The organism is Odoribacter splanchnicus DSM 20712, assembly GCF_000190535.1.
In the GTDB taxonomy this organism is placed as follows: domain Bacteria; phylum Bacteroidota; class Bacteroidia; order Bacteroidales; family Marinifilaceae; genus Odoribacter; species Odoribacter splanchnicus.
Genome location: NC_015160.1, coordinates 1,113,798 through 1,127,937 on the forward strand (window position 1 = coordinate 1,113,798; position 14,140 = coordinate 1,127,937).

11 protein-coding genes and 3 pseudogenes are annotated in these 14,140 nt (G+C 40.8%); 1 reads left to right on the top strand and 13 read right to left on the bottom strand.

Features of this window, described 5'->3' with window-relative positions:
- Positions 1 to 19: 19 nt before the first annotated feature.
- The 12 genes and pseudogenes from rfbA to wecB (ODOSP_RS04705) form a co-directional block, all read right to left on the bottom strand.
- A complete protein-coding gene (gene rfbA / locus ODOSP_RS04650) occupies positions 20 to 892 on the bottom strand; it encodes a glucose-1-phosphate thymidylyltransferase RfbA (RefSeq protein ID WP_013611231.1) in 873 nt (290 codons plus the stop codon).
- Positions 893 to 966: 74 nt separating this feature from the next.
- A complete protein-coding gene (locus ODOSP_RS04655) occupies positions 967 to 2,052 on the bottom strand; it encodes an MraY family glycosyltransferase (RefSeq protein WP_013611232.1) in 1,086 nt (361 codons plus the stop codon).
- A gap of 273 nt (positions 2,053 to 2,325) precedes the next feature.
- The gene (locus ODOSP_RS04660) at positions 2,326 to 3,534 is read right to left on the bottom strand and encodes a UDP-N-acetylglucosamine 4,6-dehydratase (RefSeq protein ID WP_013611233.1); all 1,209 of its coding nucleotides are present in this window, start codon (positions 3,532 to 3,534) and stop codon (positions 2,326 to 2,328) included.
- A gap of 39 nt (positions 3,535 to 3,573) precedes the next feature.
- Entirely contained in the window at positions 3,574 to 4,245 is a 672-nt protein-coding gene (locus tag ODOSP_RS04665) for a sugar transferase (protein WP_013611234.1), read from the bottom strand.
- Between the two features lie 32 nt (positions 4,246 to 4,277).
- Positions 4,278 to 5,492 (bottom strand): DegT/DnrJ/EryC1/StrS family aminotransferase, encoded by a 1,215-nt coding sequence (locus tag ODOSP_RS04670; RefSeq protein WP_013611235.1) that lies wholly within the window; start codon positions 5,490 to 5,492, stop codon positions 4,278 to 4,280.
- A gap of 126 nt (positions 5,493 to 5,618) precedes the next feature.
- Entirely contained in the window at positions 5,619 to 6,689 is a 1,071-nt protein-coding gene (gene wecB / locus ODOSP_RS04675; RefSeq protein WP_013611236.1) for a non-hydrolyzing UDP-N-acetylglucosamine 2-epimerase, read from the bottom strand.
- A 24-nt stretch (positions 6,690 to 6,713) separates the two neighbouring features.
- Positions 6,714 to 7,349: a PIG-L deacetylase family protein gene (locus ODOSP_RS04680; protein ID WP_013611237.1), complete on the bottom strand. Its 636-nt coding sequence runs from the start codon at positions 7,347 to 7,349 to the stop codon at positions 6,714 to 6,716.
- Positions 7,339 to 7,956, bottom strand: a complete 618-nt coding sequence (locus ODOSP_RS04685) for an HAD-IA family hydrolase (protein ID WP_013611238.1) — start codon at positions 7,954 to 7,956, stop codon at positions 7,339 to 7,341. Before ODOSP_RS04685 ends, ODOSP_RS04680 begins: the two co-directional genes overlap by 11 nt.
- Entirely contained in the window at positions 7,943 to 9,007 is a 1,065-nt protein-coding gene (locus tag ODOSP_RS04690; protein WP_013611239.1) for an ATP-grasp domain-containing protein, read from the bottom strand. Before ODOSP_RS04690 ends, ODOSP_RS04685 begins: the two co-directional genes overlap by 14 nt.
- Before the next feature lies 1 nt (position 9,008).
- Positions 9,009 to 10,223, bottom strand: a complete 1,215-nt coding sequence (locus tag ODOSP_RS04695) for a glycosyltransferase family 4 protein (RefSeq protein ID WP_013611240.1) — start codon at positions 10,221 to 10,223, stop codon at positions 9,009 to 9,011.
- Positions 10,224 to 11,201: a glycosyltransferase family protein gene (locus ODOSP_RS04700; RefSeq protein ID WP_147349918.1), complete on the bottom strand. Its 978-nt coding sequence runs from the start codon at positions 11,199 to 11,201 to the stop codon at positions 10,224 to 10,226.
- Positions 11,202 to 11,306: 105 nt separating this feature from the next.
- A pseudogene (gene wecB / locus ODOSP_RS04705) lies at positions 11,307 to 12,275 on the bottom strand (non-hydrolyzing UDP-N-acetylglucosamine 2-epimerase); the annotation flags it as partial.
- A gap of 141 nt (positions 12,276 to 12,416) precedes the next feature.
- Between wecB (ODOSP_RS04705) and ODOSP_RS04710 the strand changes: the two are divergent.
- Positions 12,417 to 13,776, top strand: a pseudogene (locus tag ODOSP_RS04710) (transposase).
- A 181-nt stretch (positions 13,777 to 13,957) separates the two neighbouring features.
- Here the strand turns inward: ODOSP_RS04710 and ODOSP_RS04715 are convergent.
- A pseudogene (locus ODOSP_RS04715) lies at positions 13,958 to 14,140 on the bottom strand (UDP-N-acetylglucosamine 2-epimerase); the annotation flags it as partial.

A 14,140-nucleotide genomic window follows, 5' to 3' on the forward strand; every position in this document is an offset into this window, starting at 1 on the left:
TAATTCTTGCTAACAGCATTTATCGAAGTAACTTCAATAAATATTGCCCATACTGATTTTTTGCCATCGGAACAGCCAAATCCCTCAATTTTCGGGCATCGATCCATCCTTTTTTATAGGCAATTTCTTCGGGACAAGCAATTTTCAAGCCCTGTCTTTTCTCGATCACTTCTACAAAGGTCGAAGCTTCGGATAAAGAATCGTGAGTACCGGTATCCAGCCACGCAAAACCTCGTCCCAACAACTGTACTTTCAATTCTTCGTCTCGCAAAAAGGTCTGATTGACGGTCGTAATTTCCAGTTCCCCTCTGGCCGAAGGTTTTATTCCGGAAGCCACCCCGACTACTTTATTCGGATAAAAATACAATCCGACTACGGCATAATTCGATTTCGGCTGCACAGGCTTTTCCTCTATACTCAATACATTTCCCTTCTCATCGAATTCCGCCACCCCATATCGTTGCGGATCATTGACGTAATAACCGAAAACCGTGGCTTTCTTCTCCTCCTCGGCATTTCTCACCGCTTCCTGCAACATATGTGAAAAGCTCTGTCCATAAAAAATATTATCTCCCAAAACCAGACAAACCGAATCACTGCCGATAAATTCGCGGCCGATAATAAAAGCCTGAGCCAACCCATCCGGACTCGGTTGTTCCGCATAAGTAAACTTCACTCCATAATCCTCTCCTTCTCCCAAAAGACGACGAAAACCGGGCAAGTCCTGAGGAGTTGAAATCACCAATATCTCTCTTATCCCGGCCAGCATCAAAACAGACAACGGATAATAAATCATGGGCTTATCATAAATGGGCAACAACTGTTTAGAAACCCCCTTGGTAATAGGATACAAACGTGTTCCGGACCCTCCGGCTAATATTATACCTTTCATGATCTCGTTTTTTATAAATAAAAACTAAAAAACCCGGAATCATCTCCGGGCGAATACCGATTCTCTGCAATCGTTTATTTCGCAGCTTTCTGAGCTAACTTTCTCTTTGCCAACCGGTCGACAATATAGAACATAACAGCGAACAGAACGATATCTCCGCCGACCAATATTTCATTTCTCCAGTCTCTTCCGATATATGCGAATGCCATAAATAACAGGTTCAAACCTAAAATAGTAAAGGTAGCTTTTTTATGCACACCGTTATATATGGTCAATAATTTATGATGCAAATGCCGTTTATCGGGCGCAAAAGGAGATTTTCCTCTCATCCAGCGGGAAGCGAACAACCGCAACGTATCTATCACCGGAATAGCCAATACGCTGAACACCACTCCGGGCGCTGCTTCTACCGCACAAATACCTTTCAGATTGATATCCGTTTCACAAAATCTAATCGCCATCACTCCAAGCAAAGATCCAACCATCAAAGCACCGGAATCCCCCATAAACATCTTGGAACGCTTTCCGAACAAATTAATCAAAAAGAAAGGGATAAGGGCAGCAGTCAACACCCCGCACATCAAAGCATACTCGATATGTCCACAATAATAAAACCAAATACCGAAAAAAATACAATCGATCATGGCCATTCCCGAACACAAACCATCGATTCCATCGATCAGATTGATCGCATTGATTAATCCGACCAAACCCACAAAAGTCAATGGAATACCCACCCACGGGCTGATCTCGTAGAAGCTGAGAAAACCATGCAGATTAGTCAGATAAAACCCTCCTCCCACAATCAGTACCAAAACCCCCAACATCTCTCCTTTAACTTTTTTACGAGGAGATATCTCCAGCAAATCGTCATAAATACCCACCAGAAAAATTAAAATAGCCCCCAATAAAACATACTGAAATTCCGGCCGGCTATCAAATCTGACAAACAGTAAAAATGAACACAAAAAAGCTAAAAAAACAACAATTCCCCCAATATTCGGAACACACCCGGTATGTGAAGAACGTTTATTCGGTTTATCCACAAAATTCTTCAGTATGGCCATCTTGAACACCGGCACACGAATATTCCAGCCGATCAACAAAGCCAATACCATCGATAGCACCAATCTCCAATTATCTGACAATAAACTTAGCATCTCTCTATTTTACAACTAATATACAATATCCAATCAATCTTTGCAAAGATACATACTTTTATAAAACTACCGCGTTTTTATTCTTTAAAAAAGTCATAAATCTGCCCCTCACCCAACAACTCACTGAATAGCAATATAAAATGCAAATGTTAATTTTCACAAATTCTATATTTATGTATGATTTGATTTAAAAATCCAGCAAATAATCTATAAAAAAAATGGAGTTTCATCCCAAGTCATGAAACTCCACTCAATTTAGCTCTTAAATAAATGTTACATCTTCTGATCCAGGTTTTTCCCTTTCTCCATATGTTCAAAATTGGGGATAAATGCTTTCATTGTTCTGACAATATCTTCTTTTTCTGTTTTCTGGTCATTCAATACCGCCTGCAATCTTTCCAGGAAAGTATCCAGTTCTTCCATCCGGCGGGCCTCCAGGTCCTCAATCACCCCCAGCGATCCGAAGCGTTCCGGATTAATTTTTTCCCCCTTCACGTAAAATTCCTCAAACCCTTTTTCTCCTGTCGTATCCGAGGTGAAATAATACACCGGATATACTTTACTATCCACCGGCATCTCCGCGGCAAACCGCCGGGCTTCCTCCTCCGAAGCACACTGCTTCACCTCATATCCCAGACTATGCAGGAACCGGTCGGCGATAGAGGAGAAGGTCATCATCTGCTCTGCTCCCAGTTTCGGGAAAAAGATCTCCCGGTTCTGCCCCAGGATGCAGGCCAGCATACAGATCTGTCCACTCTCGTCAGGAGAAACGAAATAGCGTTTCACATCGTTCGGCGAACTCAGCGGCTGACGCTTCATCAGCCGGCCGATAAATCCGGCCAGCAGACTTCCGTTCGAAAAAGCCACATTGGCAAAACGGGCCGTCGATATTTTGAACCGCGAAGAATAGGCCATGATCATTTCCTCCATGATCTTCTTGCTGGCTCCCATGATATTTACAGGATTGGCCGCCTTATCCGTCGACACGCAGAAGAAATGACGCGGCGGGTATTCACTCAGCAGGTCCAGCAGCTTCCGCGCTTTCAGCACATTATTCTCCAGCAATGCCTGCACCGAATATTTATCCTTTTCGCTCCGTACATGCTTGTGGGCTGAAAAATTGGCCACAATATCGAATCCCTGCTCTGCCCGGAAAATCTTTTCAAAGACCGGATCGGCAAAACTGAGCGGATAAGTCCGGTATTCTTCCGGCACATACATCCCGTACGTCGAGCGCAGATCCCTCGTCAGTTCCGCCAGCCCGTTCTCACTGATGTCCACAACCACCAGCTTTGAAGGACGGAAAGGCAGCACCGCCCGGATATACGACGAACCGATCGTCCCGGCACCGCCGATCACCAAAACACGTTTACCTTCTATTTCCGCGCGAAGCTTATCCCGGTTCGCCTCAATGTCCGCTGCGAACATGCTCTTTTGCCGGCCCGTTATGTGGTCGGCTATAAATTGACTGACATTCAACATCTGCTTAATTTTAATTTGATTTCAAATTCAGGTAAGAAATTATTTCAAATACTCCGGCCGCTCCGGCAGTCCTTTCAGCCAACGGAAAGGCAGCTCACTTTCCGGCTTCACGATCACCCAGGCCGTCAGGAAGATCAGTTTAATATCCAGCCATAACGAAGCATGTTGTTGGTACCAGATTTCCAGTTCACCTTTGTACGGAGCGATTTTCTCCGTATAAAACACGACAGGATCGATCCCCGGTTGCGACAACAACCGCTCCTCATCCCGGAAAACAATAGAGCCGAGCCCCGTGATTCCCGGCCGCACATTATAAATCACCCGTTGTACATGTTCCGGAAAACGTTCGAAATCCACCTTCATCTGCGGACGCGGCCCTACAATACTCATCGTTCCACTGAGTACATTCAATATCTGCGGCAATTCATTGATCTTCGTCTTCCGCAAAAAACGGCCGAAAGGCAATACACGCGGATCATTCCGGGTGGTCAGGCTGCCTGTCCCCATATTGGGGGAGTTCTTCAGCATGGTGGCGAACTTAAAAATAGAAAACATCCGGTTCCTGTACCCAACCCTTTTTTGCAGATACCATACCTTATGTTCCCCCGTACACCACAGAATCAGCATACAGGGCAACAACAGCCACGACACGCACACCAAGGCAATAAGTGCCAGCAGTACGTCAAAGACAACCTTCAAAAATTTGTACATAAATTCGGATTATAAAAAGAAGGAAAGAAATGTTATTTTACAGCTTCATAGGCTTCGGCAACGGTATCTACGATGATACGCAGCTGTTCCCGGGTTAAATGATTATAAACCGGAAGACTGATTTCATTGGCATACAACCGGTATGTATTCGGATAATCTTCCATTTTATATCCCCGGTTCTTGAACAAAGTCAGCATAGCCATCGGTATGTAATGTACATTCACCCCGACACCCTTTTCACTGATATATTGAATCATGGCATCCCGTTTCGCCTCATCGAAATCCTTGATCCGGAGCAGAAACAGATGATAAGAACTCTCCGTATCCCGGTGATGATAGGGGGGAATAACAGCCCAATCCCGTTTTGAAAACTCCCGGACATAAAATTCAAAAATGGCTTTCCTTTCGGGCAGAAACGTGGATTTATACCGGCGCATCTGGGCCAACCCGACAGTAGCGCACAAATCCGGCATATTCACTTTCAGTCCCTGATCGATGATATCATACCGCCACGCACCCACCTGATTTTTTTCGAAAGCACTCTTGTTTTGTCCGTTCAATGCCAAAGCCCTCAGGTAAGTCAGTTCGTTCTGATTGCCGAAAGGCTGCGGTAAATTCAATACAATTGCACCGCCTTCCCCTGTCGTTATATTTTTTACGGAATGCAGGGAGAAAACGGTAACATCGGCCACGGTTCCGGAAGCCTTCCCTTTATAAAAAGCCCCTAAAGAATGGGCGGCATCCGCCAAAAGCATTATCCGGCCCAATTGCTTTTGCCTCCCGGAGGCAGGCCGGTACAAAGCCTTCACTTCCGGGTCGTCCACTACTGCCCGGATGGCATCGTAATCACAGGGATACCCTCCGATATCGACAGGCAATATCACTTTGGTGTGTTCATTGATCGCAGCTTTTATCTTGTCCGGATCGATGGTAAAATCCTCTTTTACATCCACCATTACCACCTTAGCTCCCATATTCATGGCACACAAAGCCGTGGCACTGTAAGTGTAAGCGGGGATAATCACTTCATCACCGGGACCTACTCCCAGCCACCGTAGCATCAGCATTGCCCCGGAGGTCCACGAATTTACACACAAAACAGCTTCACCTCCTGTGAACTGACGGATTTCATCTTCCAAAGCCCGTGCTTTGGGACCTGTCGTCAACCAGCCCGTATGAGTCAGGGTATCATGCATTTCTGCTATTACCTCATCATCGATGACAGGTAAGGAAAAAGGGATTTTCATATTATATAAATTTATATATTAAGGCTATATCATTTTGTCAGTCCCTTTACAAAAAGGAAACACAGGTAAGATATTCCGGAGAATTCCGGAACCGAAAATGATGAATGAAGATAAAAACTTCGTTCCTTACGCCGTTTGTAACACCTTTAGTACTTTCTCCCCCGCATCCCCTTTTCCATACAAACGGTTTTCAAAGCAGGCCTGACCTTTTTCCTGCAATTCTTTTACACTTTGTAATATCCGATCGTGATCACTCCCTGCCAACAGATTGAATCCGTTTTCTACCAATTCCACCCATTCCGTTTCATTCCGCATCGTCACACAATACTTCCCGAAAAAATAAGCTTCTTTTTGCAATCCTCCGCTATCCGTCATCACCATCTTACAATTCTTCAACAACCACACCATCTCCAGATATCCGACAGGATCTATAAAACAAATCTTACTATTGGAAAAATCGTAATTCAGTGCTATCAATTTACCCCGGGTTCTGGGATGCAGAGGCAATACCACCGGCCATGTTTCCGAAATATTTTCCAAAGCACTGAAAATTCCCATCAATCTTTCCGGATTATCCGTATTTTCAGCCCGATGTACTGTACCCAAAACAAAATGTTCCGGAATAGTCAATTCCGGTTGTTTTGCTTTCTCAGCATAGAACAGAGCAGCATCCTGCATCACATCCCCATTTTTCACAATCCGGCACCCCATATTCTCAAACCCTTCCCTTTTCAAATTTTCAACAGCCGTGCCTGTCGGACAAAACAGCACATCACTGATCCGGTCTGTCAGAATCCGGTTTATTTCCTCAGGCATATCCATATTGAATGAACGTAGTCCGGCCTCTACATGCGCTACACGAATATGCAACTTTTTAGCAGCCAACGCCCCGGCAATCGTCGAATTCGTATCGCCATACACCAGCACCCATTCCGGCTTTTCCTTTATCAGCACTTCCTCTATCTTCTCCAACATCTGTCCGGTCATCGCCCCATGTCCCAATCCGTTTATATTCAAATTATAATGAGGCCTGGGTATACACATCTCCTCAAAAAACACATCACTCATATTCGCATCAAAATGCTGCCCCGTATGTACAATAATTTCTTCCACCCCTTCAGCTCCCGCCAAAACCCGGCTGACCACCGCAGCCTTCACAAATTGAGGACGCGCCCCGACAATCGTTACTATCTTCATTGCTTAACAAGATTAATCATTAACTCACAAAAATAACCTTACAACCTCAAAAGCTTCTGCAAATTCACATCCCACTTGTACGCCTCGGGCTCTTGCTAAAGAATAAACGAATTCTTCTGAAAGATAATTCCTTTTCCCTTGCGAATGATATTCCTTTAATGCCCTAATCTTTACATCAATATTTTCTTGGCTTAGCCGCACAAAACATTGTGTATCAAATGACAAATTATTCCATATCAACTCATAACCTAAAATAGTCGTATTTTTAAACGCCCTCAAGCCTTCTTGTGCAATTGTAGAATGATCTTGGTGAATATCATGAAGACTTGGAATAAAAACCAAATCATATTTTTTGTTTTTTCTGATATTGATAAGTTCCTCTAATATCTCTTGCCTCACATAATTCAACTTTCTGACTTGATAATTAAAAATAATCAAATCATCAGGTTTTATTCCTAACTGCAAAGTTGCATTTCTCACCTCTGTTTTCAAAATATCCTTTGGAAATCCCTCTGGAACAGATTCTTCCGCTGTAGAAAATGCAACATAAGTAACCTTATTCCCAGCTAAAATCAACTTATTAATAGTACCTCCCAAACCTAGCTCACCATCATCTGTATGAGGTGCTAAAACTAATACATTTTCAATATCATGAAACATAGTTATTTACACATTTTACATTAATAAAATCTATTCCGGCATTTTTTGCAGCTAAATAATCCACTTCAGAATCTCCACACATAATCACACTCTCCTTTTCTACCTCATTCTCAATGACAATTTTGTCTATACAACACGCAGAAGGTTTAGGCACATATTCATTCGCATATATCACCTCTATCTTAGATAAGATTTCCTGTATATCCAAACTTTCTATTTTATTTTGCTGTTGTTCTCGATTCCCATTAGTCAATATATAAACTTTACATTTTCGATTTAATAAATATTCTAACACCATTTTCATCTCATCATAAACCTTTAAAACGACCTTTGTATGCCTTAAAAGAAATAACAAATCATTCATTTCTATTTTAGTTTTCAAGCCAAAATGAGATAACAACATATCAAAAAGCCCATGGTGCCCATATTTTTTAAAACTAGTAACTAAAAATGAAACATATTCTCCTGAATACCCTCCTACCTGCTTTTCGATAAATTTTCCAATATCATTATAGGCAGAAAATAAATAAACAGATTCATCATATAACGTATTATCCAAATCAAATATAATGACTTGATAAGAATCGAATAAATTATATTTTAACATATTTTTCATTCTGAATGCCGAGAGCCCCCCAATACCTCAATAACTTAGTTTCCCAATTAACTACCATTGGAGAAATCGTTTCTCCCAATAAATATTTAACTGAATTATATATAATATTTGCACCGGCAAATGTCGACATGACCATCGTACCTTGTATTCGCGGGTTTGACTCAAGTAACAACGGACGTCCATCCTCATGCAGTTTATATTGAAAACCAAAACAGAAATTCAAACCTAAATTCTCTGCTAATTTTTGAGAAGCGGAAATTAAAAAATCATTTTTTTCTAAAGAAGCTGCAAATGTTATACCGCTTCTAATCGCCAAGCGTTTTCTTGGAAGTGCAATAATTTCGTTTCCTAATCGACAAACATCTACTGTATATTCCTCTCCAGGCAAATATTCCATGACAATTAGTTCCGGAAATTCATCTCCCAAAACTGCATGTAATTCATCAATCGTAGTATAAAGACTTGAAGGTTTTTCTTCATAAAATGTTTTTTTACGATCAAAATCTTGGGCAATAACCCTCACCCCCCGCGAACCATTAGACAAAGGTGGTTTCACCACAAATTTATTTCGAGGCCAACCTAATTTAATTGCTTCATTCTTTAAATCAGTGAATGTTGAAACCAAACTATATTTGGCCACAGGAATATTAAGGCTTTCTGCTATTTGAAATAATTTGTATTTATTATTGGCCTTTTCAATTGCATCATAATTGGATACTACAATTCCAACTCCTATGTCTGAAAACATTTTTTTATGTTTTGCTAATAACAAAAGTTCTGCTGTATTTTGAGGAAGAATAGCCTTTACATTTCTATCTTTACAAATACTCATCAAATCCGACAAATATTCCTCTTCTTTTTTAGCAGGAGAAATAACACAAAACTCATCACACAAATATTTGCCTACAACAAAATCATTTATGTCCGTACCAATCACATGAAATGATCTATTATCATAATTCTGTTTTAAAGAATAAAGTGTTCCTTGAATGCCAGGCGCACCTGCCCCTGTCACAATAACAGCAATCGGTCTATTTTCCATCTTACTCATTAATATACTTCATAAAATCAAACGACAATTTCCTATAATTAAAATGAGAATTACAATATAATTTCCCTCGCATACCCATTTCTCCTAACTCTTGCTTTGAATAATTCATCATTTTTTCAATTCCATTTGCTACAGCCAATGCACCATCTCCGACTATCGTTATCCCACATTGAGCCTCAGCAACATAATTATTCGGAGGAGAGATGGTTTGTATCACTGGTTTGGCAGCCTGCATATAATCAAATAATTTCGTTTGGGAAGTACCATATTGATATAACGGTTGATTCTTTCCTCCCAAATACAAAACATCCATCTCTTTCAATAGGGATGGCACCATTCGTTTATCCACGGGATCAAGAAAATAAACATTATTCAATCCCTGTTTGTTTGCATCATTCATTAATTTTTCTTTTTCATTTCCTTTGCCAACAAATACTGCAACAATATCTTTATTTTTAATTAATGCCATTGCATCAATTAATACATCCAATGCATTTGAAAGAGCATGTCCCCCAATATATCCTAATATCTGCTTATTTTCTCGTTTCAAATTATAAAAGAAATTTTGCATTTCAGGAAGTAATTCAATTCCTTTACGCCATTCCTCCTCATCAAATCCATTGGGAACTATATATAATTTATTAATCGCAAGCCCGTGTTTCAACACATGTGCCCTCACATTGGGAAGAATTGATATACATTTATCACAATGTTTATAAGCGTAATTTTCAGCAACTTGTAAAGCTACAATGAAAGGATGATACTTAGAATATCCACCTAACAACATTGGAGACAATGGCCATAAATCATGTATTTCGAATACTAATTTAGCTTTAAAATGCTTTGCAATTCGATAAGCCGGATAAATATCCAACGGATAAGTAGAAGAAGCAATCACTACATTCGGCTCAAAATCCCCGATATATTTTTTATACCCCCACCACAATTTACTGACAAAAGAAAACATCGACCGAATCCTTCCTATTCCATTTCCCTTATACGCATTCAACTTTACCCAACGATAATGAATTCCTTCTATCAGATCTTCCTTTCCTTGAGGTTGTACTTTTCTTAAATGCGAGAAACTTCCCCCCACAATTAAAACCTGATGCCCGGCCTTTACCCATTCCTTAGCCATATAATAAGGACGAAACTCCATCCCTAGTTCAGGCGAACCGGCATAATGATTAATAAGAAGTATATTCATTTACAAATATTTTTGAATTAATTCTATCTCCTTGTGTATTGTATTTTCTACAGAAAAAGAAAAATCAGGAGAAACGAGAGGTTCGGGAATATCATTCAATCGACAATCAAATCGATTATTATCAATAAACAAAACATTCGGATAAGAATCCAGCATTTCATGACAAACAGCAATATCCGAAACAATCGTAGGTATCCCATACACAGCCATTTCGCACATCATCACTCCTTGCGCATCCAAACGAGTCGGCATTAAAGCATATTTATACGAATTCAACACACGGGGGATCTCTATAGGAGACAAAAAACGATTGATCAATGTAACATTAGCAGGGATATCGGTATAATTAAAATAGTTACCTCCCCCATATATATGGAAGGTCGATTCTGGATGACACTTCGCAAAATTCACAACAAGATCAATGGCATACTTTGACTGATCCAACGGGCGTATGGTTATAAAATCAGCTTTAAAATCATTTAAAACATATCCAGCCTCTTTTATATAAGGACTTATGCTATTATTTATAATATGGCTTGGGGCTGTAAAAAATTCGTGTTTCAATTTCAATGAACGTATAGCAGCCTCATACATCCAATCGCTCACAAAAACCAAATCACACTTCCCGCTTGCTACAAATTTTTTCAGATAATACCTCATGACCGGTAATTTTATCTGATCATACAGTCGTAAAAACCGATATTCCCGTTTTGCAGCCTTGTTAAAATCATAAGGACGAGGATAATACTTCTTAGTAGATAATACCTCGTGACCATGAAAAAACAAAATCAATCGATCCAAATACTTCCATGTTTTTAGTATAAAAAATAAGTGATTTTTTATATTCGGAGCATGCGCAATAAGTATCACCTTTTCAGATTTTCGTAAAAGTTCCTTACCTTTCTGCAAAGTATAGACCTGTACCTCATCATAAATATAAGAACAATTACAAGCAAAAGAAATCACTTTTACATCCAATCCTGTTTTCAAATATTCTTTTATTCTCGGATGTACAAAAGCCATTGAATATTTATCCTTTTCGGAAGGATAATTTTGGCAAAGAACAAAAACACTATGCATATATCAATATAAAGCCTTTACAATTCTACTACATGCTTTCCCGTCCCCATACGGATTAATCGCCTTACTCATCTTTTCATAATATTCCTGGCTATCCAATAAACCGGAGACTTCATTTACAATCTTATCATAATCCGTTCCCACTAACTTCACCGTTCCTGCTTCTAACGCCTCCGGACGTTCTGTCGTATCACGCATCACCAAGACAGGTTTACCCAATCCCGGTGCCTCTTCCTGAATACCGCCACTATCAGTCAAGACAATAGCAGACTTCTCCATCAGATAAACAAAACTCAAATATTCCAACGGTTCGATAAAAAACAGATTTGCCCTCTGGCTTTCTCCGAAGACTTCATGAATCGGTTTGCGTACATTAGGATTTAAATGCATCGGATAAACAAAATCCACTTCTGGATATTTTTCCGAAAGTGACTTTATGGCTTTACACATAGAAATAAAACCATCTCCGAAATTCTCCCGGCGATGTCCGGTTATTAAAACAAGTTTTCTTCCATCCGACAAACGGCTAATGTCATATCCCGACGCTTTTAAAACCTTTTCCAATTCACAAGAAAGTATTCCATCATTTTTAATTTTCTCTACCACCATATACAGAGCATCGATTACCGTATTGCCTGTTACGATAATTTGTTCTCCCGAAATACCTTCCTGTAATAAATTATCCTTACTCAATGAAGTCGGCGCAAAATGATAGGTAGCAATACGTCCGGTAATCTGTCGGTTCACTTCCTCCGGCCATGGACTGTAAATATTGTGTGTCCGAAGTCCTGCCTCGATATGCCCCACAGGAATCTGCTGATAAAAAGCGGCCAATGCCGCTGCCGTGGAAGTAGTCGTATCCCCATGAACCAAAACAATATCCGGTCGTGTTTCCTTCAATACATCCCGCATACCAGTCAGCACCCTTGCCGTAACATCGTACAAATCCTGTCCCTGCTTCATGATATTTAGGGATATTCAGTAAATAGTATAAAATTAGCCAACTAATTCATACACAAAATGTTGCGAATTAGTTGGCTTTTTTGTATCTTTAGGTATTCCCCCGCAAATAAGGTTTGGAATCCAAAACGGGGGAAATTCCCCAACAAAGATATGGCTAAGATACAAAATATTTCGGAAATTCACCCTACTTTGGGCTTTACAGAATTTGATATTATAGAAAAATATCGCAAGAGTTTTCATGAGAGTGAGCTTGGCAGGCTTCATTCGGTGTTTCCGTTTGAGCGTATGGCAAAGACCATGGGCCTGTCGGAACAGCGACTGGGACGCAGGAACATCTTCAGTCCTTCGGCGAAGATCGCCCTTATGGTCCTGAAGGCGTACACCGGATTCTCTGACAGGCAGCTGGTGGAACATCTTAACGGGAACATACACTACCAGATGTTCTGCGGGATTATGATAAATCCGTCCTTTCCCATAACCAACTACAAGATAGTCAGTGCCATCCGCAATGAGATAGCGTCCCGTCTTGATGTTGATTCCCTCCAGGAAGTGCTGGCTTCACACTGGAAACCCTATCTTGACAGCCTTCACGTCTGTATGACCGATGCCACATGCTATGAGAGCCATATGCGTTTTCCTACGGATATGAAACTCCTTTGGGAAAGTCTGGAATGGCTCTACAGGCAAATCTGCCTTCATTGCAGAGATTTGGGTATAAGGCGTCCGCGCAACAAGTATGCGGATGTGGCGAAGTCCTATCTGTCCTACTGACAAGAAGAGAAAGAGGAAGGCTTCAAGGACAAGGATGCTCAAGCGTCGTATGATCAGACTCCTTGAAAAGCTCCTCATACAGAGGGATGAAATCCATAGAGAACATGGAACCTCACTCCGATATACCCAGGATTACCAGAAGCGTCTTTCCATCATCAGAAAGGTTCTTGTACAGGAAAAGGAGTTGTTTGAAGGCAGGAAGGTCAGGGACCGCATCGTCAGCATTGACCGTCATTATGTACGTCCCATTGTAAGAGGCAAGGAAACAAAGTCCGTCGAGTTCGGTGCGAAGGTCAACAACATACAGATAGACGGCATATCGTTCATCGAACACCTCTCGTTCAAGGCTTTCAACGAAGGTATACGCCTGAAGGACTGTATCCGCATGCAGCAGAAGCTCATGAATGTGAGGGTAAGATGCGTGGCTGCCGATTCCATATATGCCAATAATGCCAACAGAAAGTTCTGTACAAAATATGGAATATCCACATCCTTTGTACGCAAGGGAAGGGCGGCCAGGGATGAATCCTTGAGAAAGGTTCTCAGAAGTGAACTGTCAAAAGAAAGGGCCACCCGACTTGAAGGCAGCTTCGGCACACAGAAGCAGCATTACTCACTCTCAAGGATAAAGGCACGGAACAGGAAGACGGAAATCCTATGGATTTTCTTTGGAATACATACGGCAAATGCCATACTGATGATAGATAAAATCAGGAACCGGGCGGATAAAGCGGCATGACATAAATTTACCGACAGAACCAGAAGGGGTCATCAGACCTCTTCCGAAGCGTCGTGTCTAACAAGATAGGATTATGTGAAAAAACACAGAAAAAGGGCAATAATAATGGCATATAAAGTGATTATACTCTATCAACTTTATATGCCATCTTACTTTTTAGGGACATTTACTGAATATCCCTATTTAAATCATAATCAGGTTGTATATCAAATATACGGAGCACCTGATCTAACATTTCACGATGCTGACCCGTTACGCATACAATCGTTTCAAATTTCTCCGGATATTTTTGGAATTCCTTCACCAAAGGAGACATTTTAATTGCTTCGGGACGTGTCCCGAAAACCAACATCATATTTTTCAT